This window comes from Angustibacter sp. McL0619 (genome assembly GCF_049994355.1).
GTDB lineage: Bacteria > Actinomycetota > Actinomycetes > Actinomycetales > Angustibacteraceae > Angustibacter.
In genome coordinates this window covers 2,464,200-2,489,492 of sequence record NZ_CP188257.1, presented here as the reverse complement: position 1 = coordinate 2,489,492, position 25,293 = coordinate 2,464,200, and the positions used below count along the sequence as shown (strand labels likewise).

General features: G+C 71.1%; 25 protein-coding genes. 5 read left to right on the top strand and 20 right to left on the bottom strand.

Annotated elements, in window-relative coordinates; all coding sequences use genetic code 11:
- Positions 1–2 precede the first annotated feature (2 nt).
- Complete coding sequence (locus ACPPVT_RS11500; protein ID WP_426567134.1) at positions 3–1,649, bottom strand: amidohydrolase; 1,647 nt, start codon at positions 1,647–1,649, stop codon at positions 3–5.
- Complete coding sequence (locus ACPPVT_RS11495; protein ID WP_426567133.1) at positions 1,646–2,725, bottom strand: L-erythro-3,5-diaminohexanoate dehydrogenase; 1,080 nt, start codon at positions 2,723–2,725, stop codon at positions 1,646–1,648. The genes ACPPVT_RS11500 and ACPPVT_RS11495 overlap by 4 nt, the downstream gene beginning before the upstream one ends.
- A gap of 97 nt (positions 2,726–2,822) precedes the next feature.
- Between ACPPVT_RS11495 and ACPPVT_RS11490 the strand changes: the two genes are divergently transcribed.
- Positions 2,823–4,307 (top strand): KamA family radical SAM protein, encoded by a 1,485-nt coding sequence (locus tag ACPPVT_RS11490; protein WP_426560328.1) that lies wholly within the window; start codon positions 2,823–2,825, stop codon positions 4,305–4,307.
- A 98-nt stretch (positions 4,308–4,405) separates the two neighbouring features.
- Here ACPPVT_RS11490 and ACPPVT_RS11485 read toward each other — a convergent pair whose 3' ends face one another.
- Together ACPPVT_RS11485 and ACPPVT_RS11480 are read right to left on the bottom strand one after the other, a co-directional pair.
- Positions 4,406–4,846 (bottom strand): Lrp/AsnC family transcriptional regulator, encoded by a 441-nt coding sequence (locus ACPPVT_RS11485; RefSeq protein WP_426560327.1) that lies wholly within the window; start codon positions 4,844–4,846, stop codon positions 4,406–4,408.
- A gap of 31 nt (positions 4,847–4,877) precedes the next feature.
- On the bottom strand, positions 4,878–6,032 hold the full coding sequence (locus ACPPVT_RS11480; protein ID WP_426560326.1) for an acyl-CoA dehydrogenase family protein: 1,155 nt from the start codon (positions 6,030–6,032) through the stop codon (positions 4,878–4,880).
- 156 nt (positions 6,033–6,188) lie between these two features.
- Between ACPPVT_RS11480 and ACPPVT_RS11475 the strand changes: the two genes are divergently transcribed.
- Positions 6,189–7,154: a 5'-3' exonuclease gene (locus tag ACPPVT_RS11475; protein ID WP_426560324.1), complete on the top strand. Its 966-nt coding sequence runs from the start codon at positions 6,189–6,191 to the stop codon at positions 7,152–7,154.
- Positions 7,155–7,157: 3 nt separating this feature from the next.
- Here the strand turns inward: ACPPVT_RS11475 and ACPPVT_RS11470 are convergent, their stop codons facing one another.
- From ACPPVT_RS11470 to ACPPVT_RS11435, 8 genes are all read right to left on the bottom strand, one after another.
- Complete coding sequence (locus ACPPVT_RS11470) at positions 7,158–9,908, bottom strand: DEAD/DEAH box helicase (RefSeq protein WP_426560322.1); 2,751 nt, start codon at positions 9,906–9,908, stop codon at positions 7,158–7,160.
- Between the two features lie 9 nt (positions 9,909–9,917).
- Positions 9,918–10,856, bottom strand: a complete 939-nt coding sequence (locus tag ACPPVT_RS11465; protein WP_426560320.1) for a diacylglycerol/lipid kinase family protein — start codon at positions 10,854–10,856, stop codon at positions 9,918–9,920.
- Positions 10,853–11,683, bottom strand: a complete 831-nt coding sequence (gene tatC, locus ACPPVT_RS11460; RefSeq protein WP_426560318.1) for a twin-arginine translocase subunit TatC — start codon at positions 11,681–11,683, stop codon at positions 10,853–10,855. Before tatC ends, ACPPVT_RS11465 begins: the two co-directional genes overlap by 4 nt.
- Before the next feature lie 21 nt (positions 11,684–11,704).
- Positions 11,705–11,974 (bottom strand): Sec-independent protein translocase subunit TatA, encoded by a 270-nt coding sequence (gene tatA / locus ACPPVT_RS11455; protein WP_426560316.1) that lies wholly within the window; start codon positions 11,972–11,974, stop codon positions 11,705–11,707.
- Between the two features lie 42 nt (positions 11,975–12,016).
- Positions 12,017–12,274, bottom strand: coding sequence for a hypothetical protein (locus ACPPVT_RS11450; RefSeq protein WP_426560314.1), 258 nt, complete (start codon positions 12,272–12,274; stop codon positions 12,017–12,019).
- A gap of 47 nt (positions 12,275–12,321) precedes the next feature.
- Positions 12,322–12,675, bottom strand: coding sequence for a hypothetical protein (locus ACPPVT_RS11445; protein ID WP_426560312.1), 354 nt, complete (start codon positions 12,673–12,675; stop codon positions 12,322–12,324).
- 122 nt (positions 12,676–12,797) lie between these two features.
- Positions 12,798–13,766, bottom strand: coding sequence for a helix-turn-helix transcriptional regulator (locus ACPPVT_RS11440; RefSeq protein ID WP_426560311.1), 969 nt, complete (start codon positions 13,764–13,766; stop codon positions 12,798–12,800).
- Complete coding sequence (locus ACPPVT_RS11435) at positions 13,763–14,728, bottom strand: helix-turn-helix transcriptional regulator (protein WP_426560308.1); 966 nt, start codon at positions 14,726–14,728, stop codon at positions 13,763–13,765. Before ACPPVT_RS11435 ends, ACPPVT_RS11440 begins: the two co-directional genes overlap by 4 nt.
- Before the next feature lie 64 nt (positions 14,729–14,792).
- Between ACPPVT_RS11435 and ACPPVT_RS11430 the strand changes: the two genes are divergently transcribed.
- Positions 14,793–15,899: a DUF3866 family protein gene (locus tag ACPPVT_RS11430; protein ID WP_426567132.1), complete on the top strand. Its 1,107-nt coding sequence runs from the start codon at positions 14,793–14,795 to the stop codon at positions 15,897–15,899.
- Here the strand turns inward: ACPPVT_RS11430 and ACPPVT_RS11425 are convergent, their stop codons facing one another.
- The 3 genes from ACPPVT_RS11425 to pafA all read right to left on the bottom strand — a co-directional run bounded on the left by ACPPVT_RS11425 (position 15,900) and on the right by pafA (position 18,733).
- The gene (locus ACPPVT_RS11425; protein ID WP_426560307.1) at positions 15,900–16,280 is read right to left on the bottom strand and encodes an FKBP-type peptidyl-prolyl cis-trans isomerase; all 381 of its coding nucleotides are present in this window, start codon (positions 16,278–16,280) and stop codon (positions 15,900–15,902) included.
- Between the two features lie 21 nt (positions 16,281–16,301).
- Entirely contained in the window at positions 16,302–17,273 is a 972-nt protein-coding gene (locus tag ACPPVT_RS11420; protein ID WP_426560305.1) for an FKBP-type peptidyl-prolyl cis-trans isomerase, read from the bottom strand.
- A 98-nt stretch (positions 17,274–17,371) separates the two neighbouring features.
- Positions 17,372–18,733 carry a Pup--protein ligase gene (pafA, locus tag ACPPVT_RS11415; RefSeq protein WP_426560303.1) on the bottom strand — a complete coding sequence of 454 codons (1,362 nt, stop codon included), beginning with the start codon at positions 18,731–18,733 and terminating at the stop codon, positions 17,372–17,374.
- Between the two features lie 222 nt (positions 18,734–18,955).
- On the opposite strand from pafA, the gene ACPPVT_RS11410 reads away from it, so the two are divergent.
- Positions 18,956–19,951 (top strand): NAD-dependent epimerase/dehydratase family protein, encoded by a 996-nt coding sequence (locus ACPPVT_RS11410; RefSeq protein WP_426560302.1) that lies wholly within the window; start codon positions 18,956–18,958, stop codon positions 19,949–19,951.
- Positions 19,952–20,004: 53 nt separating this feature from the next.
- Here ACPPVT_RS11410 and prcA read toward each other — a convergent pair whose 3' ends face one another.
- The 4 genes from prcA to ACPPVT_RS11390 form a co-directional block, all read right to left on the bottom strand.
- Positions 20,005–20,760, bottom strand: a complete 756-nt coding sequence (gene prcA / locus ACPPVT_RS11405; RefSeq protein WP_426560301.1) for a proteasome subunit alpha — start codon at positions 20,758–20,760, stop codon at positions 20,005–20,007.
- The gene (gene prcB / locus ACPPVT_RS11400; protein ID WP_426560299.1) at positions 20,757–21,644 is read right to left on the bottom strand and encodes a proteasome subunit beta; all 888 of its coding nucleotides are present in this window, start codon (positions 21,642–21,644) and stop codon (positions 20,757–20,759) included. The genes prcA and prcB overlap by 4 nt, the downstream gene beginning before the upstream one ends.
- A 10-nt stretch (positions 21,645–21,654) precedes the next feature.
- Positions 21,655–21,810, bottom strand: coding sequence for an endonuclease domain-containing protein (locus ACPPVT_RS11395; RefSeq protein ID WP_426560297.1), 156 nt, complete (start codon positions 21,808–21,810; stop codon positions 21,655–21,657).
- Positions 21,811–22,210: 400 nt separating this feature from the next.
- Positions 22,211–22,408: a ubiquitin-like protein Pup gene (locus tag ACPPVT_RS11390; RefSeq protein ID WP_426560295.1), complete on the bottom strand. Its 198-nt coding sequence runs from the start codon at positions 22,406–22,408 to the stop codon at positions 22,211–22,213.
- Between the two features lie 163 nt (positions 22,409–22,571).
- On the opposite strand from ACPPVT_RS11390, the gene ACPPVT_RS11385 reads away from it, so the two are divergent.
- A complete protein-coding gene (locus ACPPVT_RS11385; protein WP_426560293.1) occupies positions 22,572–23,798 on the top strand; it encodes an MFS transporter in 1,227 nt (408 codons plus the stop codon).
- On the opposite strand, the gene dop is transcribed toward ACPPVT_RS11385, so the two are convergent.
- Positions 23,773–25,290: a depupylase/deamidase Dop gene (dop, locus tag ACPPVT_RS11380; protein WP_426560291.1), complete on the bottom strand. Its 1,518-nt coding sequence runs from the start codon at positions 25,288–25,290 to the stop codon at positions 23,773–23,775. The genes ACPPVT_RS11385 and dop overlap by 26 nt on opposite strands.
- Positions 25,291–25,293: the final 3 nt, after the last annotated feature.

The window sequence follows — 25,293 nt, the reverse complement described above, 5'->3', positions numbered from 1 at the left end:
GGTCAGCGGGCGAAGACGGTCCGGCCGCGCACGACCGTGCGCAGGCAGGTGGGTAGCTCCAGGCCTGGAGTCAGGTCGGGCAGGCCCTGGGTGCCGGATCGGGGGTCGGTGCTCCAGGCCTGGATCCGGTCGTCCGGAGCCTGGACGACGAGCTCGCTCGCCGACCAGATCGCGAAGCTGGCCGAATAACCCGGCGTGAGCACGCCGTGGTCGTCCACGCCTGCGGCGCGCCAGGCACCTCGGGTGTGCGCCAGGAAGGCAGCGCGAGCGCTGATCCGCTGCTCAGGCTCCTGGTGGAAGGCGCAGGCCCGAACCGCACCCCACGGATCGAACGGAGTGACCGGGGAGTCCGACCCCAGCGCTAGCGGCACCCCGGCCGCGGCGAACCGCGCGAACGGGTTCATAGCGCGGGCGCGAGCGCGGCCCACACGATCGGCGTACATACCCTCTGCGCCACCCCACCAGGCGTCGAACACTGGCTGCACGCTGGCATGCACTCCCATGGCCGACAGGGCGGCGATGTGACCGGTGTCCGGCATCTCGACGTGCTCCAGACGGTGCCGCGCCCGGCGCATGGCGGCCGCGCCGACCGCGAGCTCGGCCGACTGCAGCCCGGCCAGGACCGCGTCCATGGCGGCGTCGCCGATGACGTGGAAGCCCGCCTGCAGCCCGGCCCGGGTGCAGGCCACGACGTGGTCGCGGATCTGCTCGGCGTCGAGGTAGCCGTGCCCGAGGTGTCCTGCCGCGTCGGTGTACGGCTCGCGAAGACTCGCCGTCCGTGAGCCCATCGAGCCGTCTGCGCACAGGTCGCCGGCCAGGCCGCGCAGCACACCGCCGGGCAGACCGAGCCGGGCCACGACGTCGCGTGCCTGCCCCTCGTCGGCGACCAGCTCACCTCGGTAGGCCAGCGCCTGCGGCAGGTCGCCGCCCTCGGCCAGTGCGACCAGTGCGCGCAGGTCGTCGTCGGTGCCGATGTGCGGCGCGGACATCTCGTGCACGGAGCCGATGCCTGCCGCGGCAGCCGCCTGCAGGGCCGCACGCTGCAGGTCCTCGCGCTGCCCTGGGGTCAGGCTGGCCCGCGTCGCGTCCCGGGCGACGTGGTGCGCCTCGCGTTCGACCCGGCCGGAGTCGTCCCAGCCGTCGAGGTCACGCAGGCCCGACGCCGCGGCGAGGCTGCTCGACACGACGGCGGAGTGCACGTCCACCCTGGACAGGTACACCGAGCCGCCGTACGAGGCCCGGTCCACCTCCTCGCGGGTTGGCGCGCGGCCCTCCGGCCAGCCGCGCTCGTCCCAGCCCGTGCCGAGGATCGGGCGCCCCCCGCCGCGCCGGGCGGCGTCCTCAACCCGGCGCAGCACGTCGGCCAGCGAGGTGGCGTCGTGCAGGTCCAGTCCGGCCAGGGCGAGCCCGGTCTCGGTGACGTGGGTGTGCGCGTCGACGAACGACGGGGTGACCAGCGCGCCGTCCAGCTCGACGACCTCGTCGGCGGACGGCGCGTGACCGGCGGCCGCGTCGTTCGAGCCGACCCACGCGACGGTGTCGTCGACGACGAGCATGGCGGTCGCGAAAGGGTCGGCGGGCGTGTAGATGTCGCCGCCACGGAACAGGACGGTGCGGGGGTTGCTCACCGGCACAGTCTGGCGGGTCAGTGCTGGTGCTCGGCGGACAGCCTGTCCTCGAACAGCGTGCGCACCGCCTCGTCCCGCCGGAGCAGGTCGAGCGCGTACGCGGCGTGGCCGGGCACGTAGCCGTTGCCGACCAGCATCGTCACGTCGGCGGCCAGCCCCTCGGCGCCGAGGGCGGCGGCGCTGAAAGAGGTGGCCATCGAGAAGAAGATGACCGTCCCGCCTTCGGCCGTGGCCAGGATGGCGCCGTGCTCGCAACCGGGGACGTCGACGCACACCACGGTGATGTCAGCCGCGGCGCCCAGAGCAGCCTGGACGGCCTCGCTCAGCGCCACCGGGTCGCGGGCATCGGCGAGGGCCACGTGGTCCGCGAGACCGCTGGACTGCAGGGCGAGCTGCTCGCGGTTCAGGGGTACCACCCCGACGCTGGCAGCAGCACCACGATCGCGGGCGGCGGCCAGTGCGAGCGAGCCGGACTTGCCGGCCCCGCCGATCACGGCGACGGTCGGGGCGCTCCCCCGGGCCACGTACTGGTCGACGACGCGGGCGACCAGTGCGGGCGCCCCGCACACATCCATCACCATCAGCGCGAGGTTGGGGTCGAGGTCGCTCGGCAGCGTGGCCGCTATGGACCGGCCGAACAGGATCGCGTGACCGGACGCCGGCACCTGCTCGCTGAGGCCGTCCCACCCGAAGAGCTCGTCGTCCACCTGCAGCGGGGTCAGCGACAGGGAGACCAGCGTGGCCACCTCGTCGCCGACGCGCAGCCCCAGCGGGCTGTGCGGGCCGACCTCGTCCACGGTGCCGATCAGCATTCCACCGGACCCGGTCACCGGGTTCTGCATCTTCCCTCGCTCGGCGATGATCGCGAGCACCTCGTCGCGCACGCCGGCGCCGTCCACCGTGCCGTCGGCGCGGGTATGCGCGCCGGCCAGCTGGCGGTACGACGCGGCGTCCAGGTTCAGCGTGCGCAGGCTGATCCGGACCTCGTCCGGCCACAGGTCGCGGCGCGCGTCCAGCCGCCGGGCACCCTGCGGAAGCACGCCCGCAGGCTCGAGCACGCGGTGCAGGCCGACGGGCGAGGAAGCGGTGGATGGCAGGGCAGTCACGCTGGTCTCCTCGTGAGGACAAGGCTCGGCGCAAGAAGTTACGGCCAAGTGTTCGATTCTCAGAATATCTTCCCGTACTCTGCCAGGTGTGAGCCAGAAGATCGAGCAGCCCTATGCCTACCGCCGCCGCGAGCTCGTCGAGCCCGACTGGACCCGCTTGCCGGGCTGGCGCGAGGTCACCGCAGAGCAGTGGGCCAGCGCCCAGTGGCAGCGCGCCAACTGCGTCAAGAACGTCAAGCAGCTGCGCGCCCTGATGGGCGACCTGCTGGAGGACCGGTTCTACGCCGATCTCGAGCGTGACCAGGCCGAGCGCGCGACGATGTCGATGCTGGTGCCCCCGCAGATGATGAACACGATGGTGCCGGCCACCGGGGTGTTCGACGACGGCGTGATGCCGAGCGCGGGTGCGGCGTTCACCGACGCGTTCTACGCCGACCCGGTGCGCAGCTACATGCTGCCGGTGTTCAGCGACCGGCGCACCGACTGGCCCTCGCATCCGTTCGCCACCCGCGACTCCCTGCACGAGCACGACATGTGGGTCGCCGAAGGGCTCACCCACCGCTACCCGACGAAGGTGCTCGCTGAGCTGCTGCCGACCTGCCCGCAGTACTGCGGGCACTGCACCCGGATGGACCTGGTCGGCAACTCCACCCCGGTGGTGCCCAAGCTGAAGTTCGACCTGAAGCCGGTGGACCGCTACGACGCGATGATCGACTACCTGCGCCGTACGCCGGCCGTACGCGACGTGGTGGTCAGCGGTGGCGACGTGGCCAACATGCCATGGAAGAACCTCGAGGCGTACCTCATGCGCTTGCTCGAGATCGACAACATCCGCGACATCCGGCTGGCCACCAAGGCACTGATGGGTCTGCCGCAGCACTGGCTCGCGGACGACGTCGTCGAGGGTGTGGGGCGGGTCGCGGCCGTCGCCCGGGAGCGCGGCGTCAGCTTGGCGATCCACACCCACGTGAACAACGCGCAGTCGGTCACCCCGGCGGTGGCGGCGGCGTCCCGGGCGATGCTGGATGCCGGTGTGCGCGACGTCCGCAACCAGGGCGTGCTGATGCGCGGGATCAACGACACGACCTCCCAGCTGCTCGACCTGTGCTTCGCGCTGCAGGACGAGGCGAGCATCACGCCGTACTACTTCTACATGTGCGACATGATCCCGTTCAGCGAGCACTGGCGGATGTCCCTGGGCGAGGCCCAGCACCTGCAGCACTCGTTGATGGGCTACCTGCCGGGCTTCGCGACGCCGCGCATCGTCTGCGACGTCCCGTTCGTCGGCAAGCGCTGGGTGCACCAGGTGCACACCTACGACACCGAGCGCGGGATCTCGTACTGGACGAAGAACTACCGGACGTCGATCGAGTCGGACGACGTCGAGGCGCTCAGCCGCGAGTACGTCTACTACGACCCGATCTACACCCTGCCCGAGGGCGGCCAGGCCTGGTGGCGCGAGCACGGTGACAGCGACTCCGCCCACGCGGACGCGGTGGCCGCCGCCGAAGCCAGCCGGGTGGCGGCTGCCGCCCAGCACGAAGAGGTCGCCAGCCACGCCATCCACGCCTAACCCAAAGCTTGCTCCCCCCCGCCCGCATTGCTCAATTCAGACCGCTGTTCCGCCCCGCGAGAGCGGTCTGAGCTGAGCAAGCCTTGCCGCGCCTGGGCTCAGACGGCCGGCGGCCGGGCCTCGTACGGGGTGGACAGCACCACCGTCGTGCGGGTCCGCACGTTCGCTGCTGACCGGATCCGGGCCAGCACGTCCTCCAGGTCACCGGGGCTCCCGACCCGCACCTTGAGGATGTAGGACTCCTCCCCCGCGACCGAGTGGCAGGCCTCGATCTCGTGCAGGTCGGCGAGGCGTTGCGGGGCGTCGTCCGGTGCGGCCGGGTCCAGCGGGGTCACCGAGATGAACGCGGTCAGCGGGAGCCCGACCGCGTCCGCCGAGATCTGGGCCGTGTAGCCCATGATCACGCCGCGCTGTTCCAGCCGCCGCACCCGCTGGTGCACAGCCGAGGTCGACAGGCCAGTCGCCTTAGCCAGGTCGGTGTAGCTCATCCGTCCGTCCTGCGCTAGCAGCCGGACGATCTCCCGGTCGGTGTCCTCCACGCGCCGGAGCCTATCGGTCGTCCTGGGCGATTCAGTGCTTCGCGAGGTGGCGTCCGATCACCAGTCGCTGGACCTGGTTCGTGCCTTCGACGATCTGCAGCACCTTGGCCTCGCGGAACCAGCGCTCCAGGGGGAAGTCCCGCACGTAGCCGGCCCCGCCGAGCACCTGGACGGCGTCCGTGGTGACCTTCATGCAGGTGTCAGTGGCGAACAGCTTCGCCATCGCCGCCTGCACGCTGAAGGACTGGCCGGCGTCCCGGCGACGGGCCGCGGCCAGGTAGAGTTCGCGCGCCGCGGAGATCTGGGTGGTCATGTCGGCCAACATGAACGACAGGCCCTGGAAGTCGATGATCCGCTGGCCGAACTGCCGGCGCTCCTTGGCGTAGGCGGTGGCGGCCTCGAACGCGGCCTGCGCGATACCGACTGCGCACGCCGCGATGCCGAGCCGACCGGAGTCGAGTGCGGACAGCGCGATGGTGAAACCCTGCCCCTCGGCGCCGATCCGGCGGTCGACGTCGACCTGCGCGCCGTCCAGCAGGACCTGCGAGGTCTGCGATGAGCGGTAGCCCATCTTGCGCTCGGGCGTGCCGGCCGACATACCCGGGGTGTCCGCGTCGGCGAGCAGGCAGGAGATGCCGTGCGGCCCGGTGTCGGCGGTGCGCACCATGAGGTTGTAGAAGTCGGCCGCGCCACCGTGGGTGATCCATGCCTTCGTACCGGTCACCGAGTACTGCGCGCCGTCCTGCGACAGCACTGCCTTGGTGCGCAGCGCGGCCGCGTCGGACCCGGATGTCGGCTCACTGAGGCAGTAGGCCCCGAGCAGGTCACCGGAGAGCATGCCGGGAAGCCAGCGCTCACGTTGTTCCGGCGAGCCGAACTGGGCCACCGGGTAGCACGAGAGCGTGTGCACGCTGGCCCCGAGACCGACCGCACCCCAGGACGCCGAGAGCTCCTCGAGCACCTGCAGGTACACGGTGTACGGCTGAGCGCCGCCGCCGAACTCCTCCGGGTAGGGCAGGGACAGCAACCCCGCGGCGCCGATCTCCCGGAACATCTCGCGCGGGAAGGCGCCCTTCTCCTCGAACTCGTCCACCTGCGGCGCCAGTCGCTGCTCGCCGATCTCGCGGACGAGGGCCAGCAGGTCGTGCGCCTCGTCGGTGGGCAGGTCACGCTCGACGGTGGTCACCAGGGGCTCCGGTCGCTCAGGCGTTCGCACGCCAGTTACTAGGACGTCCGACTAATTCTAGCGTGTCGCCTCACGACGACAGGATGCAGTGCCGACGCGTCGAGTCCGGCCGGTTTCGACGACGATTCGACACGGCCGCTGCCTTAGGCTCCCGTCATGCCGCTCGACAACACTCGGCCCCAGAAGCTGCTTTTGATGGACTCCGCGTCCCTGTACTTCCGGGCATTCTTCGGCGTGCCCGACTCGGTGACGTCACCGGACGGGAAGCCGGTCAACGCCGTGCGCGGGTTCCTCGACTCGATCGCGATGCTCGTCTCCGGCCAGCAGCCGACGCACCTGGTGGCCTGCTGGGACGACGACTGGCGGCCGCAGTTCCGGGTCGACGCGATCCCCTCGTACAAGGCCCACCGGGTCGCCGCACCGCGTCCGAAGGGCACGCCCGACATCGAGGAGACGCCGGACCTGCTGGACGCTCAGGTGCCGGTGATCGTGGACGTGCTCGCCGCCTTCGGCATCGCTCGGGTCGGCGCGGCGGGGTACGAGGCGGACGACGTGATCGGCACCCTCAGCGAGCGCGGCGCCGCCGCAGGGATGGCCGTGGACGTCGTCACCGGCGACCGCGACCTCTTCCAGCTCGTGGACGACGCCCGCCAGGTTCGCGTGCTCTACACGGCCAAGGGTGGCGTCCGGAACCTCGACGTCGTCAACGAGGCCCGGTTGTTCGAGAAGTACGGGATCCGCGGCGGCCGGGCCTACGCCGGGATGGCCGCGCTGCGTGGCGACCCGAGCGACGGACTGCCTGGTGTGCCGGGCATTGGGGAGAAGACGGCCGCGGCGCTGCTCGGCCGCGCCGGCGACTACGACGGGCTGATGCGCGCGCTCAACACGGACGACGTCGACGTCCTCGGCAACAGCCGCACGAAGCTGCTCGCCGCGAGCGACTACCTGGCCGTCGCCGCGCGGGTGGTGGACGTCGTCCGCGACATCCCGATCCCGGAGGGCGACTACGCGCTCCCCCGCGACCCGGCCGACCCCGAGGGTTTGCTCGACCTGGCGAACCGCTGGGGTCTGTCCAGCAGCGTCGAGCGCGTGCTGCATGCGTTGGGCTACACCGGGGAGTGAGTGCTAACCCGGGATCGAGTGGGCGACGACGCCTCGCAGCACGCCGTCCACCGCCTGCCGGGCGGCCTTGCGGGTCCCAGGGGCGTCGGAGGCACCGAGCAGCTGGCCGAGCAGGTCCACCAGCTGCTTGCACCGCCGGACGAAGTCCCCGGCCGCCAGGTCGCCGTCGCGCAGGACGGCGTCCAGGCTCTGGCCGCGCGCCCAGCGCAACATCGCGGGGGCGAGACCGGGGTCCGGCTGGCGCATCGTCGAGAGCCGGTGCTCGTGCTCGACGGCTTCGAGCCGCGTCCACTCGCGCCACATGGCGTCCAGCGCATCGCCGACTGCCCCGGACGGCGGCTGCGGCAGCCGGGCGTCCTCGCGTCGCGCCTCGTACACCAGGGCCGACAGCACTGCGGCCAGCCCCGGACCGTCCAGACCGCGCCAAGCACCGCTGCGCAGGCACTCCGCGACCAGCAGGTCGTGCTCGGTGTACAGCCGGCGCAGCCGCTCGCCGTCCGCCGTGACCCGGGAGTGCTCGTCCAGGTAGCCCAGCTGGGACAGCACCGCGCAGACCCGGTCGAAGGTGCGGGCCACCGAGCTGGTGCGCCCTTCGATCCGCTTCTGCAGGCCGTCGGTCTCGTTGCGCAGCCGCGCCCAGCGCTCCCCCCAGCGCGCGTGGTCCTCACGCTGGGGGCACTGGTGACAAGGGTGCGCGCGCATCCGCCGACGTAGCTCGACGAGCTGTGCGTCCTCCCCCGGGTCCGTGCCGGCGGACCGGGTGCGTCGACTGCGGGGCGGGTCGTGAGGGACCGCGGTGCGCAGGGTGGACGCCAGGTCTCGGCGTGACTGCGGGCTGCGCGCGTTGAAACCCTTCGGTAGCCGGACCTTCGTGACCTCCTCGACCGGCGAGGTCAGCTCGGCCAGCGTGAGGCGGCGGATCTGGCGGTCCTGACCGAGCACGAACGGCTTGGGCCCGTCGAGCCCCGGCGACCGGTCCGGCTCGACCACGACGACGTACCCGGCTCGACGGCCGCCCGGGATGCGCAGCACGTCACCGATCCGCACGCGTTCCAGGCTCTGGGCGGTCAGCGCCCGCTCCCCGTTCTGCCGATCCCGGGACAGCTGTGCCTCGCGGTCCTTGATGCCTCGTCGCAGGGCCGCGTACTCGGCGAAGTCGCCGAGGTGGCACGTCATCGCCGTCGCGTAGCCGTCCAGCGCCTCCTCGTGCGTGCGCACCTGACGGGCCAGACCGACGACGGCGCGGTCGGCCTGGAACTGCGCGAACGACGTCTCGAGCACCTCACGGGCCCGCTGCTGACCCACCTGGGCCACCAGATTGACTGCCATGTTGTAGGTCGGGCTGAAGCTCGACCGCAGCGGGTAGGTGCGCGTCGACGCGAGACCAGCCACGGAGCGGGGGTCCAGGTTCGGGTGCCACAGGACGACGGCGTGCCCCTCGACGTCGATGCCGCGCCGCCCGGCCCTGCCGGTCAGCTGGGTGAACTCCCCCGGCGTGATGTCGGCGTGCGTCTCACCGTTCCACTTGACCAGCTTCTCCAGGACCACCGTCCGGGCGGGCATGTTGATGCCCAGGGCCAGGGTCTCGGTCGCGAAGACGCAGCGCACCAGGCCAGCGGCGAACAGCTGCTCGACGACCTCCTTGAAGCTGGGCAGCAGGCCGGCATGGTGCGCTGCCACGCCACGGGTCAGACCGTCCAGCCACTCCCAGTAGCCGAGTACGTCCAGGTCGGCAGCCGGGATGTCCGCGGTGTGCTCCTCGGCGAGGTCGCGGATCCGATCCGACTCCTCGGGGGTGGTCAGCCGGATGCCGGCGTCCAGGCACTGCTTGACGGCGGCGTCGCAGCCGGCCCGGCTGAAGATGAAGGTGATCGCCGGCAGCAGTCCGGCGCGCTCGAGCTGACTGACCACGTCCGAACGACGGGGAACGCCGTGCCGGCCGATGTGCTGGCGCGGCTGGTGCCGCTCGGCTGAGCGGCCGCGGCCGCCGCGGCCGGAAGGCGTGGAGCGCTCGTAGCGCTGCTCGTTGCGGGCGAGCTGCAGCAGGTCGGGGTTCACCGCGGGGGCGTCGCGGCCGTCCACGAACAGGTCGTGCATCCGGTTGCCCACCAGGACGTGCTGGTACAGCGGCACGGGACGGTGCTCCTCGACCACGACCTCGGTGTCGCCACGAACCGTGTCCAGCCAGGCGCCGAACTCCTCGGCGTTGCTGACCGTGGCCGACAGCGAGACCAGCCGCACCTCGTCCGGCAGGTGGATGATGACCTCCTCCCAGACTGCGCCGCGGAACCGGTCCGCGAGGTAGTGCACCTCGTCCATCACGACGAAGCCGAGACCGGCCAGGGTCGTCGAACCCGCGTAGAGCATGTTGCGCAGCACCTCGGTCGTCATCACGACCACGTCGGCCTCGCCGTTGACCGTGGTGTCCCCGGTCAGCAGCCCGACCCGCTCGCTGCCGTGCACCGCCACCAGCTCGGCGTACTTCTGGTTGGACAGAGCCTTGATCGGCGTCGTGTAGAAGGCCTTCCGGCCGCCGGCCAGCGCGAGGTGGACGGCGAACTCGCCGATGACCGTCTTGCCGGCACCGGTCGGCGCCGCGACCAGGACGCCGCGACCGGCCTCGAGCGCGCGGCAGGCGCGGAGCTGGAAGTCGTCGAGCTCGAAACCGAGCCGGTCACGGAAGGTTGCGAGCTCGCTGCGCTCGTCGGCCTGACGCAACCGGGCAGCCGCGTACTGCTCGGCGGGTGTGGGCACTCGGCCAGGCTACGCGTCTGCCGGGACGAGCACCCGCAGGCTGCGTGGAACGACCTCGAGCTCCATCGGCAGCGGACCGAACCGCTCGCCGTCCGCGTACGCGACGATGCCGTCGGTGTTCAGCCTGACCCGACGGGCCCGCTTGATGGTCACTGCGGGGTGGCTGGTGTGCGCGCCCTTGAACACCTTCGGGAACACCTTGAGCAGGGCGAACACCGAGATCGGCCCGACCACCAGGACGTCGAGCAGCCCGTCGTCGTAGTCAGCGTCCGGGGTGATGTGCATGCCGCCGCCGTAGCTGGGACCGTTGCCCAGGGCGACCAGCATGGCCTCGGTGATCCACAGCTCGCCGTCGAGCTCGATCTCGTACTTCAACGGCTTGAACAGCGGCAGCTCGCGGGCGATGGCCAGGTTGTAACGCATCTTGCCTCGCGGCCACGCCCACCCGTTCGCCCGCTCGTTGACTACCGCGTCGAACCCGCCGCAGAGAACCCCCGCGAACCACTGCGGGCCGTCGCCCGGGCCGAGCTGGCCGGCTGGGTCCACCCGTCGGGCCGCGTCGATCGGCCGCACGGTACCGCCGGCGATCACCGCAACCGCGGCCGGGATGTCGTGCACCGGCAGGCCCAGCGACCCGGCGATGTCGTTGCCGGTGCCTGCAGCCACGATGCCGAGAGGGGTGTCGGTGCCTGCGCACGCGTTGACGCCGAGGTTCACCATGCCGTCACCACCAACCACCACCAGCGCCTCGATGCCGGAGGCCACCGCGCTCGCCGAGCGGTCCGCCGCCTCGGCGGCCGACTCGCTGGTCACGTCCAGGACGTCGAAGCCGGCTGCGAGCAGCAGTTCACCAGTCCGGACGCCGAGGGCGCGGGCCCGTCCCTTGCCGGCGGTCGGGTTGACTGCGATCGCGACGCGGCCACGCGCGCCGGGAGTCTGTGCGGTCACAGGCTGCTTGCCTCGTCGTCGGGGATGGACTCGTAGTCCGGCTCGATGTGGTTGCGCGCGCGGCGGCGGTCCATCAGCAGGCAGAGCGCGATAGCCAGGGCGAACAGCGCGCACATGGACAGCGCCAGGGCGAGCATGGACGTGATCTCAGGGGTCGGCGTGGCCACAGCGGCGAACAGGAAGCAGATGAACACGGTGATCCGCCACTGCTTCAACATGGTGCGGCCGGACAGCAGGTGCGCCATGTTGAGCGCCACCAGCACCACCGGGATCACGAACGCGATCCCGAACGCGAGGGTGACTCGGATGACGAACGAGAAGTACAGGTTGGACGAGATGAACTGCGAGCCACCCTCGGGGACGAAGGAGTTCAGGAACTCCAGCGCCTTCGGCAGCACGAACCAGGCCAGCGTCGCTCCGGCCAGGAACAGCGGCAGCGCCGCGCCCACGAAGCCGAAGGAGTAACGCTTCTCTTTGCGGGTCAGCCCCGGGGTGATGAAGGCCCAGAACTGGTAGAGCCACACCGGTGAGGCAAGCAGGAACCCCAGCACTGCGCTGACGTAGAGCCTCTGGTTGAACGCCGAGAAGGGATCGGCGTAGTTGATCGAGGTCGGCACGCCGTTGACCTTGGCGCTGTCCAGGATCGGCTTCATCAGGGCGGCGTAGAACTGGGCGGACAGGAACCAGCCGACGATGGATCCGATGACGATGGCGATGGCGCTCTTGACCAGACGGCCGCGAAGCTCGCGCAGGTGGTCGCGCAGAGCCATGCGCCCTTCGGGGTCGCGTCGCGACGCACGCGACATACCGCGCACGGTGGTGCTCATCTCGGTCGGGTGTCGATGGGACTACGCGCGCTGGTCTCGCTGCTCAGCGGCGTCAGGCGCGTCCTGGTGGGTGGTGGCTGTCGGCCCCTCCACCACTCGGCCCTCGACCGGCTGCTTCGACTGGGCGCGCTCGTCGTCCTCGTCGTGCATCTGCTTGATCTCGGACTTGAAGATGCGCATCGAACGACCCAGCCCGCGCGCGGCGTCGGGCAGCCGCTTGCCGCCGAACAGCACCGCGACCAGCGCGAGCAGCACGACGATGAACAGCGGGTGTTCGAACAAGTTCCTCATGCGGCGGTCCTCCGACGTAGCAGTTGGACGCAGTCTACGTCGTCAGCGGCGACGTCGACCCCGGCTGGCTGATCTGGGGTTCGGCGCGTCGGGCCCGCCGGATGGGTCGACCAGCACAGAAGGGGTTGGCCGGTACGCCTCGGTCACCGGTTCCAGCGCCTGCGCGACCAGCTCGCTGGTATCAGCGAGCTGACGTCCCAGCGCGATTCCGGGCCTGACGACGGCCTTCCAGGTCACCAGGGCGAGCACGGCGGCAGCGCCGAGCAGGAGAAGCGTCCAGATCAGGATCCACCACCACACGGCTCCACCTTAGGTGGTGCCGCGGCCCGCGCGCAGCGAGCCGCAGGTCAGTGCCGGACGACGCGAGCCGCGCCGGGACGCAGCACCGTCAGCGCGGCCACCGGGTCGTTGGCCCGCTCCAGCCAGAGCGCGAAGTCCAGCACGTCGTCGTAGCCGATCGGAGCACCGTCGTGCTCCTCCAGCGCCTCGGCCGGGACCGTCCAGCGCTCGACCTTGACGCCGCCGGTGCGCAGCAGGCTGACCACCTCGGTGCCGGCCGGCTTGCGGACCTCGTCACTGCACTGGTCGCACGTGAAGGAGTAGTAGGACCAGTCCGCCACCGTGCACACCACGAGCCGCACCTGGGCGGCCGTGAGCTCCACGTCGCCACAGCTGGGGCAGGACGCCTTGATCGTCGCCATCGTCCGCCTCCTTCACAGGGACGACGGGATGGCCTGCATCCCGCCGGGTGCTGTCGCTGGTGGTCCCTGTCAAGGGCCCCTTCGCGTCTACATCAGGTGGATCGGCAGCGTTCGCTGAGAACTTAACCGTCTGCTTCGCCGTACCCCGCGAGTGCCTCCAGGGCGACCTCGCGCACGTGCTCGGCGAGCTGTGGCGGGTCGATGACGCGGCCGCTGCCACCGAGCCGGAGTGCCAGCTGGCGCAACCAGGCCAGGTCGCCGGTCCGCAACGTCACGACGAGCCCGCCGGCGCCGTCCTCGACGACCCGGTCGACCGGGTAGTAGTCGACGACCCAGCGGGCCGACGGGCGCAGCTCCAGCGTCACGACGTGGTCCTGCGGCCCCGGCTCGAACATCCCGGCGTCCAGGTCGCGGCCGCGGGCGGCCGGTGGTGGCGTGCCGTCGACGTCCAGGACGGCGGCGCTGACCACCCGGTCCAGCCGGAACAGGCGCACACCCTCGGCGCGGTGGCACCAGCCCTCCAGGTACCAGCGGCCGTCCACGTGCAGAACCCGCATCGGGTCGACGTCCCGCTCGGTCGTCTCGTCCCGGTGCGGGACGAGGTACCCCAGGTGCAGCCGGCGGCGGGTGCGCAGCGCCTGCTCGGCGGTGGTCAGCACGTCAGCGTCGACGATGCGGCCGAGGCTGACCTGGACGGTTCCGGCCGGCTCCCCCGCCGATCCCGCTGCCGCCTCCAGCTTGGCCAGTGCGCGGCTGACCGCCTCGCGGTCGCCGACCCCGGGGATGTCCATCAGCGTCCGCAGGCCGACGATGAGCGCCAACGCCTCGTCGACCCCCAGCTTCAGGGGCCGGGAGATCGCGTCGGCGTTGCCCAGGTAGACCAGGCCTTCCTCCCAGTCCGCCTCGATCAGGTCGTCCGGCAGGTGCCCGGGCAGGCCGCACACGAACAGCAGCTCGAGGTCTTTGACGAGCTGGCGCTCGTCGACCCCGAACTCCGTCGCGGCCTCGTCGAGCGGTACGCCCTGGTGCGACAGCAGCCACGGGACCATGGCCAGCAGTCGAGACAGGCGCTCGGTCGCCGACTCGCTCACCGGCTCACCTCCGCCACGGCGCGCAGCCGCCGGACGACTGAGTCGCGAAGTTCCTGTGGTGCCAAGGCCAGCACCGCTGCCCCGAGGCCGGCCATCTCCTCGGCCAGGGCCTCGACGTCCCCGAACTCGACGTCCAGCTGGTCCCAGCCGTCCGGTCCGGCGGCCACCGAGGTCGCTCGGCGGCGCAGCGACTGAGCCGCGCCCGGTCGAGCGTGCACGTGAGCCGTCTGCGGTGCGCGGTCCTGCACGCTCTCGCCGACCATCACCCGCGGGACGTGGTCCGCCGGCACCTCGTACTCGCCGGCCCGGCCCGAACGCACTACGTCACCCTCGACCCGGGAGAGCCGGTACACCCGCGCGGCACCGCGGCCGCGGTCGAAGCCGGTCAGGTACCAGCGGCCGTTGCGGCTGGTCACGCCCCACGGCTCGACGAACCGCTCGGCGACCTCGCCGGTGCTCGCCGTGCGATAGGTGAACCGGACCGGCACGCGGTCGCGCAGCGCCGCCCACAACGGGTCGAACGCGGGCTCGGCGGTGCGGATCCGTGGCTCCAGCCCGATCAGCGAGCCGTCGTCCTGCGGCGCCCCGAGGGCGGTCAGCTTGGTCAGCGCACGGGTCGCCGGAGCCGCCAGGCTGGCCTGCTGCCAGACCCGGGAGGCCAAGCCGAGCACCGCCAGCTCGTCCGGCTCGAACGTGACCTGCGGTAGGGCGTAGGCCTCGCGGTCCACCCGGTAGCCGATCTCGTCCTCGAACAGGGCGTCGGCGTTGGAGGTGACCAGCGGGATGCCGAGCTCGCGCAGCTCGTCCTTGTCACGTTCGAACATCCGCTCGAACGCCTCGGTGGACGTGTTGTCGGCGTACTGCGGCACTGCCTGGCGGATCTGCGCCTTCGTCAACGGGCGGCCGGTGCTCAGCAGGCAGATGACGAGGTTGAGCAGCCGCTCGGTCTTGATGCTGGACATGGTCTCCTTCCCGGGTGCGGACGCTACCGGACGCCGGGCGGCTGGCTACGCTCGGCACGTGACGATGGTGCGCTGGCGGCGCGGGACGGTCCTTTCGGTGTCGCGCCGGTGGGGCGGCACGGTCGAGCTGCTGGTGGCGGTCGGCGCGGACGGGGCGGCCGCGGACCAGCAGGTAACGCCGGTGCGCGCGCTGGCCTTCCCCGAGCTCGTCGGCGAACCGGCGGTCGACGACGAGGTACTGCTGACCACTGGTGCCCTCGAGCGTGGGTTGGGCACCGGCGGCTACGCGATGGTCGCCGCTCTGCCCGGTCGGCTGCCCGACCAGCCGCGCGCCGACGGCGGGCATCTGGTCAAGGCCCGGTACACGCCGCTGCAGGCGATGGTGCTCGGCGCCGACGAGCAGGGGTCACCGCACCACGAGCTGCTGCGGGAGGCCGACGACCTGGCCGGGATGCCGGTGGTGGTCGCCGACCTGCACTCGGCACTGCCCGCGATCGTGGCGGGGCTGCGCACGGTGGCGCCGGACGCTGCGGTCGCCTACGTGATGACTGACGGCGGTGCCCTGCCGGCCTGGTTCTCTCGCACCGTCGACGAGCTGCGAGCCGCGGGGTGGATCCGCGGCTGCGTCTCGGTCGGCCAGGCCTTCGGTGGCGACCTGGAGGCGGTGACCGTGCACACCGGGCTGCTGGCGGCGCGACTCGTCCTCGGTGCCGACGTCGCAGTCGTCGCGCAAGGGCCAGGCAACCTGGGCACGGGTACCCGCTGGGGGTTCTCCGGGGTCGCCGCCGGGGAGGCGCTCAACGCGACCACGGTGCTCGGTGGCCGACCGGTCGCCAGCCTGCGGGTGTCCGAGGCGGACGAGCGCGAACGCCACCTCGGCGTCTCGCACCACAGCCTGACCGCTTACGGCCGGGTCGCCCTGGCGCCGTCCGACGTGGTCGTGCCTCGCCTGCACGGGGAGCTCGGCGAGCGGGTGCGTGCGCAGGCAGCGCTGCTGGCGCCGCCCGTGGGCCGGCACCGGCTGGTCGAGGTGGACTGCACCGGGCTCGTCGACGCCCTTCGCGCGTGCCCCGTGCGGCTGTCCACGATGGGACGCGGACTGGACGACGACACGGCCAGCTTCCTCGCGTCGGCCGCGGCCGGAGTGCACGCGGCCGCCTTGCTCAGCTGATCAGCTCACGTCGACGAGGTCGACGACGAAGATCAGCGTCTCACCGCCCTTGATGGCGCCAGCGGCGCCCCGGTCGCCGTAGCCAAGGTGCGGGGGGATGGTGATCGTGCGGCGGCCGCCGACCTTCATGCCCTGCAGCCCCTGGTCCCAGCCCTGGATGACTTGGCCGACGCCGAGCTGGAAGCGCAGCGGCTCGCCGCGGTTCCAGGACGCGTCGAACTCCTCGCCGGTGGAGTGCGCGACCCCGACGTAGTGCGCCAGCACGGTGCTGCCGGCCACCGCCTCGGTGCCGTCACCGACGATCTGGTCCTCGATGACCAGCTCGGCGGGTGGTGCGTCGCCGGGGAAGTCGATCTCGGGCTTGGTGCGGTCGAACGTCATGTCCGGAACCCTCCGTGTGGCTCAGTAGGCGTCGAGGATGTCGATCACGAAGACCAGGGTGTCGGTGCCCTTGATCCCCGCCTGGGAGTTGCCCGCCTTGCCGTAGCCCTCGGCCGGCGGGATGACCAGCAGCACCCGGCTGCCGACGGTCTGGCCGACCAAGCCCTTGTCGAAGCCGGCGATGGTCTGGCCGGTGCCGACCGCGAAGTCAGCGGCTGCGCCGCGCTTGTACGAGGAGTCGAACACGGTGTTGGTACCGAAGATCTGGCCGACGTAGTTCACCGAGACCGTCTGGCCGGACTTGACCACCGGGCCCTTGCCCTTGATCAGCACCTGGGTGACGGTCGTGGTCGGAGCCTTGGCGCCGGCGACCATGGTGATCGTCGGGCCGGAGTCGCCGTCCTTGATGGTCGGCAGGCCCGCGGCCGGGGCCACCGTGTCGCCGGTGGCCTTCGTCAGCGGCGTGCTGGCCGACTTCACGTCGAGCACGAAGATCAGGCCGTCGTCCTTGGTGAAGCCCAGCTCGCTGTTGCCGTCGACGCCGAACCCGTCACGCGGCGCGACCCCGGCGAGCACGCGCGAGCCCACCTTCTGGCCGATCAGGCTGTTGGCCAGGCCCGGCATCAGCTTCGCCGGGTCGGCCACGAAGCTGGCCGGCTGCCGACCGAAGGAGGTGTCGGCCTCCTTGCCGCTGGTGGCGTTGATCAGCACGTAGTCGACGGACACCCGCTCCCCCGTCTTGATCGTGTCGCCCGAACCGGGCTTGACCACGATCACGCCGCTGCGGGCCAGGATCGTCGGCGTCTGGCCGAGCTTGACGGCGGGCTTCTTCCCCACGTCGCCGGTCACCGTGACCGCCTTGAGTGCCGCGGGGATGTCCGCCGCCGCGATGGTCGAGGTGTCGGCGGCGGGCTTGTCGGCGCTGGCGCATCCGGCCAGGAGCACGGCCGGCAGCGCGAGAGCGACGACGATTCGGGGCAGGGCTGAGCGCACGGGGAATGAACCTTTGGTCGGGGGATGTCGGAACACAATAACCCGCGAACCTGGGAGTTCCCTCGGAGCGTTGTGCTCGAAACGTGGAGAACGGGGCCTCACATGCTGGCGATGAGGCGGTCCACCCGCTCGTCCGAGCTGGCGAACGGGTCCTTGCACAGGACCGTGCGCTGCGCCTGGTCGTTGAGCTTCAGGTGCACCCAGTCGACGGTGAAGTCGCGCCTCTGTTCCTGGGCCCGCCGCACGAAGTCACCGCGCAGCTTTGCTCGGGTGGTCTGTGGCGGCACCGACTTGGCCTCGAAGATCTCCACGTCCCCCGCGACCCGCTCGACGCGGCCGGCTCGCTCGAGCAGGTAGTACAGCCCGCGTCGCCGGTGGATGTCGTGGTACGCGAGGTCCAGCTGAGCGACGCGCGGGTGGGACAGGTCGAGCCCGTGCTTGGCCCGGTAGCGCTCGATCAGCCGGTACTTGATCGCCCAGTCGATCTCGCGCTCGATGAGCGTGAGATCGCCGGTCTGCACCGCAGTCAGGGTCCGCCGCCACAGCTCGAGCACCGCCTTGTGCGAGGGGCTTGTCGGGCCGCGACGGTCCACGAAGTCCTGCGCGCGATCCAGGTACTCGGTCTGGATCTCCAGCGCGGACAGCTCGCGACCGTTGGCCAGCCGGACCTTCTTGACGCCGGTGATGTCGTGGCTGATCTCGCGGATCGCCCGGATCGGGTTCTCCAGCGTCAGGTCGCGCATCACCACCCCTGCTTCGATCATCTGCAGCACGATGTCCGCCGAGCCCAGCTTGAGCAGCGTGGTGGTCTCGCTCATGTTCGAGTCACCGACGATCACGTGCAGGCGGCGGTGGTGCTCGGCGTCCGCATGCGGCTCGTCACGGGTGTTGATGATCGGCCGTGACCGGGTGGTGGCGCTCGACACGCCCTCCCAGATGTGGTCCGCGCGCTGGCTGACGCAGAAGATGGCGCCTCGCGGGGTCTGCAGCACCTTGCCGGCGCCGCAGATGACCTGCCGGCTGACCAGGAAGGGAATCAGCACGTCGGACAGGCGCTGGAAGTCGCCGTGCCGCGACACCAGGTAGTTCTCGTGGCAGCCGTAGCTGTTGCCGGCCGAGTCCGTGTTGTTCTTGAACAGGTACACCTCGCCGGCGATGCCCTCGTCCTTGAGCCTGCCCTGCGCGTCCGCGACCAGGCCCTCGAGGATGCGCTCGCCGGCCTTGTCGTGCACGACCGCCTGCCGCAGGTCGTCGCACTCGGGGGTGGCGTACTCCGGGTGCGAGCCGACGTCCAGGTAGAGGCGGGCGCCGTTTCGCAGGAAGACGTTGCTGGAGCGCCCCCAGGAGACCACGCGTCGGAACAGGTACCGCGCCACCTCGTCCGGGCTGAGGCGCCGTTGACCCTCGAACGAGCACGTGACGCCGTACTCGTTCTCGATCCCGAAGATGCGTCGGTCCATGGTGCTCCCACCTGCAGTCGGCCCTGGTTCCACCCTACGTCCGGTTCGGCTCCGCCGTCGGGACCTCGGCCTTCATGACCTCGCCCTCATGACCTGCAGGGTGGTCGAGTGCGACCACGATCCGACCGACCGTGCGGCAGCGGGGTCCTCCCTGGGGCAACGGTTGCGCTTCGGGCGAACCACCCGTGACAGCAGTTGTCGGGGGCTGCTCTGCTGTGCGCCATGACGACGCTCCTGGTACTCGGCGGCACCGCCTGGCTCGGCCGTGAGGTAGCGAAGGCGGGGCTGGCACGCGGGCAGGACGTGACGTGCCTGGCCCGGGGTGAGTCTGGTCGTGCCGCGGACGGCGTCCGGTGGGTTGCCGCCGACCGGACCGAGTCCGACGCGTACGACGAGGTGAACGGACAGGACTGGGACGCCGTGGTGGACGTCTCGTGGCAGCCGGGCATGGTGCGATCGGCCCTGGTCGCGCTGTCGGACCGTGCTGGGCACTGGGGTTACGTGTCCTCGTGCTCGGTGTACGCCCGCCACGACGTCGTGGACGCCGACGAGTCGGCCGACCTGCTGCCCGCGCTGGACGCCGACGAAGCGTCCCGCGAGCAGTACGGCGAGGCCAAGGTGGCGTGCGAGCGGCTGTGCCAGGACGCGCTCGGCGACCGGTTGTTGGTGGCCCGGTCTGGACTCATCGGTGGGTACGGCGATCCGAGCGACCGTTTCGGCTACTGGCCCGGGCGTTTCGCCCGGGCCGTCGACGGTGCGGTGCCCGTGCTGGTGCCCGACATCGGAGCGGGTCCGACCCAGACGTGCGACGTGCGGGACCTCGCGCAGTGGTTGGTGCGCTGCGGTGAGCAGCGGACGGTCGGGGTGTTCAACGCATTGGGCGCACGCCACTCGTTCGGTGAGGTGCTGGCCGAGTGTCGCGCGGTGACCGGCTACGACGGGGCGCAGCAGCTGGTCTCGCCCGGGTGGCTGACCGAGCACGAGGTCGAGGAGTACATGGGGCCGCGCTCGATCCCGCTGTGGATCGGTGACCCTGAGTGGCAGGGCTTCAGCGCGCGAGCCGGCTCGGCCGCCGTCGCCGCTGGGCTGAGCCACCGACCGCTGACTGACCTGGTGGAGCAGTCGTTGCGCTGGGAGCGCGAGCTGGGGCTGGACCGGGACCGCCGGGCGGGTCTGACCCCAGACGAGGAGCGTGAGCTGCTGGCCGTGCTGGGCTGAGCCGGCGAGGCGCCGAAGGACCGGCAGGGTGCATCGGCGCAGGGTGCCGCCAGTCAGTCGAGGTCGCCCGGCGCTGGTCGCTCGTCGGTGTGCGGCACGTCGCTGGTCGGGTCGCTCGGGCTGAGCAAGCGCTCCAACAGGTCGCCATTGATCCGGCGGAACAGTCGTCGTTCGCGGTGCCGGTCCAGCACGGCGGCCTCGATCAGCTCGGGACCGAGCACCCGGGGATCGCCGCCGGCCGGGTCGATGCCGAGCAGCTCGACGGCCAGCGACAGGGCCTCGCCCAGGGTGAGGTCGGCGCGCCAACGCTCCTCGAGACCGGTGTTGATGGCCTCGGGCTGGCCACCCATCGCGACGAAGCCCTGCTCGTCGGCGACCGACCCGTCGTAGGTGATCCGGTAGATCTGGTCGTCCTCGGGTCGTCGAGCGACCTCGGCGACGACGATCTCGACCTCGTACGGCTTGGACTCCTGGGTGAAGACGGTGCCGAGGGTCTGGGCGTAGGCGTTCGCGAGGCCTCGCGCTGAGACGTCGCTGCGGTCGTAGGAGTAGCCGCGCAGGTCGGCGTACCGGACGCCGGCGACGCGCAGGTTCTCGAACTCGTTGTACTTGCCTACGGCGGCGAAGGCGACCCGGTCGTAGATCTCGCTGATCTTGTGCAGCGCGCGGGAGGTGTTCTCGGCCACGAACGCGATGCCACCGTCGTACCCGAGGACGACGGCCGAGCGGCCCCGCGCGATTCCCTTGCGTGCGTAGTCCGCGCGGTCCTTCATCAGCTGCTCGGGCGAGACGTAGAACGGCATGCTCATGGCTGGGTCCCCTCCCCCGCGCTGGACCGGTCGGTGCCGTCCTGGCCACGCCGTTGTGCGCCGCCCGGATCACCCCGGCGGCCCTCGACGACCCGCTCCACCACGTCGGCCAGGGCGTCGTCGTCCACCCGGCGGTAGCCCTCGACGTCCACCACGCTGACCACCGGCCAGATCCGGCGGTTGAGGTCGGGCCCACCGGTGGCCGAGTCGTCGTCCGCGGCGTCGTAGAGCGCCTCGACGGCGAACCGGACGGCCTCGTCGGACACCAGCCCGGGACGCCACATCTTCTTCAGCGCTCCGCGGGCGAACAGCGAGCCCGAGCCGACGGAGTGGTGGTGGTGCTCGCGGTAGCACCCGCCGGTGACGTCGTAGCTGTAGATCCGGCCCTGGCGGTCGTCCGCGTCGTAGCCGGCGAAGAGCGGCACGACGGCCAGGCCCTGCATTGCCAGCCCGAGGTTGTTGCGCAGCATCGTGGCGAGCCGGTTGGCCTTGCCCTCGGTGGACAGCAGCGTGCCCTCGATCTTCTCGTAGTGCTCGAGCTCGACCTGGAACAGCTTGACCAGCTCGATCGCCAGCCCGGCGCTGCCGGCGATGCCGACGCAGGAGTACTCGTCGGCGCCGAAGACCTTCTCGATCTCGCGGTTGGCGATCATGCTGCCCATGGTGGCTCGTCGGTCGCCGCCCATCACGACGCCGCCGTCGAACTCCACCGCGACGATCGTGGTGCCGTGCGGGACGTCGGGGATGGTGCCCGGTGGCAGGCTTCGGCCCGCCGGCAGCAGCGCCGGCGAGTGCGCGGACAGGAAGTCCGTGAAGGACGACGTGCCGGGGGCGGTGAACGCACGGGGCAGTCGTCCGGCCGGGTCGTGGTGCTCTGGGCTCACGATGGCGACCCTACCCGTCCGCCCTGACGTCCTCAGCGGTCTCGCCGCGGACCTCGCCGGTCTCGTGGTCGTGGTCCACGTGCGGCTTGTCGCCGAGCCCGCGTCGGCAGATCGGGCACAACCCTGCCTGCCGCTCGAGCATGTCGTCGACCTGTGTCTCGGTCACCCCGTACCGCCGCTTGAGGCGATAACCCCTTCTCGACCCGTGAACGCGGTCGCGACTCTCGTCGGACCGACGAGCTTGGTGAGTGAGGCAGTAGCCAGCGAGTCCGCTGGCTGAGCTGGCGTTCAGACCGAACTGCGCCAGTACGACGAAGTCCCCGCAGTCTGGGCACCACCTCTGACCGGGTGGCGGCTCACGATGTTCCCGGACGTCACGCCCCTCGGCGCGTCGACGCTTTCGATACGACCTGGCATTCACCAAGCCGAAGCAAGCCTTGCAGTAGTAGGCCAGCCCATCGTTGCGTGCGCCGTTGCGTCCAAAAGCGCTAGTCGGCTTCGCCTTCTTGCAACCCGGGCAGACCTTTGTGGAAGGATCAGAGTCGTTTGCGGCCGCCACAGAGCGTCTACTCCCCGCCTTTCTGAACGAACGATCTGACGAAGTCTTCGGCGTTGGACTCGAGAACTTCGTCGATCTCGTCCAGAACCGAGTCGATGTCGTCGTCCAGCCCTTCCTTGGTGGCAGCGCCGGCCGGGATGGGCGCCGGGGCCTCGTCGGGCTCGTCATCCCGCTTCTGCGGGCGATGCTGCTCCTGACCGGGCATGGCGTCCTCCTGTGGTCTGTGCTCCGAGTTCCACCCTAGTCGCGAGGGCCGACACAGGTGGCGTAGCCATTGACATCTCACGTGGCGAACCGGCCCTGCGCCGGCCTCCGGATCCGGGCTAGAGTCCAGATGCTAAGAATCGAATCTCAGTGAATGGACGGCCGTGGCACCCACCAGGCAGCGCTGGCTGGTCCTCGCGGTCGGGCTGTTCGCCCAGACGGCGGCGTCCAGCCTGGTCTACGGCATGCCCTTCCTGGTGCCCGCGCTGCGTGACCAGGAGGGGCTGTCGCTGGCCCGAGCCGGCCTGCTGGTCTCTGCCCCGATCGCCGGGCTGCTTGTCTCGCTGATCGCCTGGGGTGCGTTGGCCGACCGGTACGGCGAGCGGGTCGTGATGGCCAGCGGGCTCGTCGTCGCCGTGGTGTCCAGCAGCGTCGTCGGCCTGGCCGACCTCGGTGTGCGCGGCAGCGCTGTCGGCCTCTTCGTGGCCGGTGTCGGCGGCGCCAGCGTGAACGCGGCCAGCGGCCGCCTCGTCATGGGCTGGTTCCCCCGCGACCAGCGCGGGCTGGCCATGGGCATCCGGCAGACGGCTCAGCCCCTGGGCGTCGCGATCGCCGCAGCCGCCCTTCCCACCCTCGCGAAGGACGTCGGGGTGAGCCGGTCGCTGCTGTTCCCCGCGTCGCTGTGCGCGCTGGCGGCGGTGCTCGTCGTGACCCTCGCCGCCGACCCGGCCCGGACCCCGCTCGACCCGACCGCGGCCAAGCCGCTTTCGCCCTACCGCGAGCCGGTGCTGTGGCGGCTGCACACTGCCAGCGCACTGCTGGTCCTCCCCCAGTTCGCGATCGCAGCCTTCTCCGTCGAGTACCTGGTCCGCCGGCAGGACTGGCCGGTGGCCGCCGCGGGCGGGTTCGTCGCGGTGCTCCAGGTCTGCGGTGCCGTTGGACGGATCGGCACCGGCGTCTGGTCCGACCGCGTCGGCAGTCGGCTGCGGCCGATGCGACAGCTCGCCGTGGCCAGTGCTGCCGTCATGCTCGTGGTCGCGGCCGGCGACCAGTGGTCGAGTTGGCTCGCGGTCGCGGGGCTGGCCGTCGGCGCCGTCGTCACCGTCGCCGACAACGGGCTGGCCTTCACCGCGACGGCCGAGATCGCCGGGTCGCAGTGGGCCGGACGCGCCCTGGGCATCCAGAACACCGCGCAGAACGTGGTCGCGTCGGCCGCGCCGCCGCTGCTCGGCGCGCTGGTCGGGGCCAGCGGCTACGCCGTCGGCTTCGGTGCCGTAGCACTGTTCCCGCTCGCCGCGATCGTGGTCACGCCGGTCGCCGCCGAGGCCCACCGGCTACGCGCCGCCGAACGTGAACCCGTCGGCGTCAGCGGGCCGCCAGCGCGGCCATGAGCTCCTCGGCGGTGTCGCTGGCATCGATCAGGGCGCCGACGACGTCGCGGCCACCGCGGGCCGGCTCCAGCATCGGGATGCGCTGCAACGAGTCCCGGCCCGGGATGTCGAAGATCACCGAGTCCCACGAGGCGGCCGCGACGTCCTTGCCGTACTTGGCCAGGCAGCGCCCACGGAAGTACGCCCTGGTGTCCTCGGGCGGGTCCTCCACCGCCGACGCGACCGCGTCGTCGCCGATCAGCCGCTCGACGCGGTCGCGGGCGACCAGTCGGTGGTACAGCCCCTTCTCGGGCCGGACGTCCGTGTACTGGACGTCGATCAGGCCCAGCCGCGGGTGGTCCCACTCCAGGCCCTCACGGTCCCGAAAACCTTGCAGCAGACTGAGCTTGGCCACCCAGTCCAGCTCTCGCACGCAGAGCATCGGGTCGCGCTCCAGCCGGGTGAGCACGGACTCCCAACGGTCCAGCACCTCGACGGTGTCGGCGTCCGCGTCCTGGCCGAACCGGTCGTCCACGTACGCCCTGGCCTGCTCGAGGTAGGCCCACTGCAGCTGGACGGCGGTCAGCTTGGTCCCGTCCCGCAGCGTGACCAACCCCTTCAGCGACGGGTCGTGCGACACGGCGCGCAGCGCTTGCACCGGCCGGTCCACTGTGAGGTCGCGGTGCAGCGCACGGTCCTCGACCATGCTCAGCACCAGCGAGGTGGTGCCCATCTTGAGCAGCGTGGCGACCTCGGCGAGGTTCGCGTCCCCGATGATGACGTGCAGCCGCCGGTACTTGTCCGCGCTCGCGTGCGGCTCGTCGCGGGTGTTCACGATCGGCCGCTTGAGCGTCGTCTCCAGACCCACCTCGACCTCGAAGAAGTCGGCACGCTGGGTGAGCTGGTAGCCGGCGGACTCGCTCTGCTGCCCGATGCCCACCCGGCCCTGCCCGCAGAAGACCTGCCGGGACACGAAGAACGGCACCAGGTGCCGCACGATGTCGGCGAACGGCGTGGCCCTGCTCATCAGGTAGTTCTCGTGCGTGCCGTACGACGAGCCCTTGCCGTCGGTGTTGTTCTTGTACAGGTTCACCGGGCTCAGGCCCGGCGACGCCGCGATGGAGCGCACCGCGGCGTCCATGATCCGCTCGCCGGCCTTGTCCCAGCGGATCGCGTCCCGCGGGCTCATCACCTCGGGCGAGCTGTACTCGGGGTGCGCGTGGTCGACGTAGAGCCGTGCACCGTTGGTCAGGATCACGTTGGCGAGGGTCGGGTCCTCCTCGTCGGTGAGCTGGGAGGCATCGGCCAGCGCCCTGCTCATCTCGAAGCCGCGCGCGTCGCGCAGCGGCGCCTCGTCCTCGTAGTCCCACCTGGCGCGACCGGCGCGGTTGCCCAGCGGCTGCGCGTAAGCGTTGACGACCTGTCCGGACATCAGCATCGGGTTCGCGTCCGGCGCACCGGGTTCGGAGACGCCGTACTCGGTCTCGATCCCCATCACCCGTCGCACGCTCACACC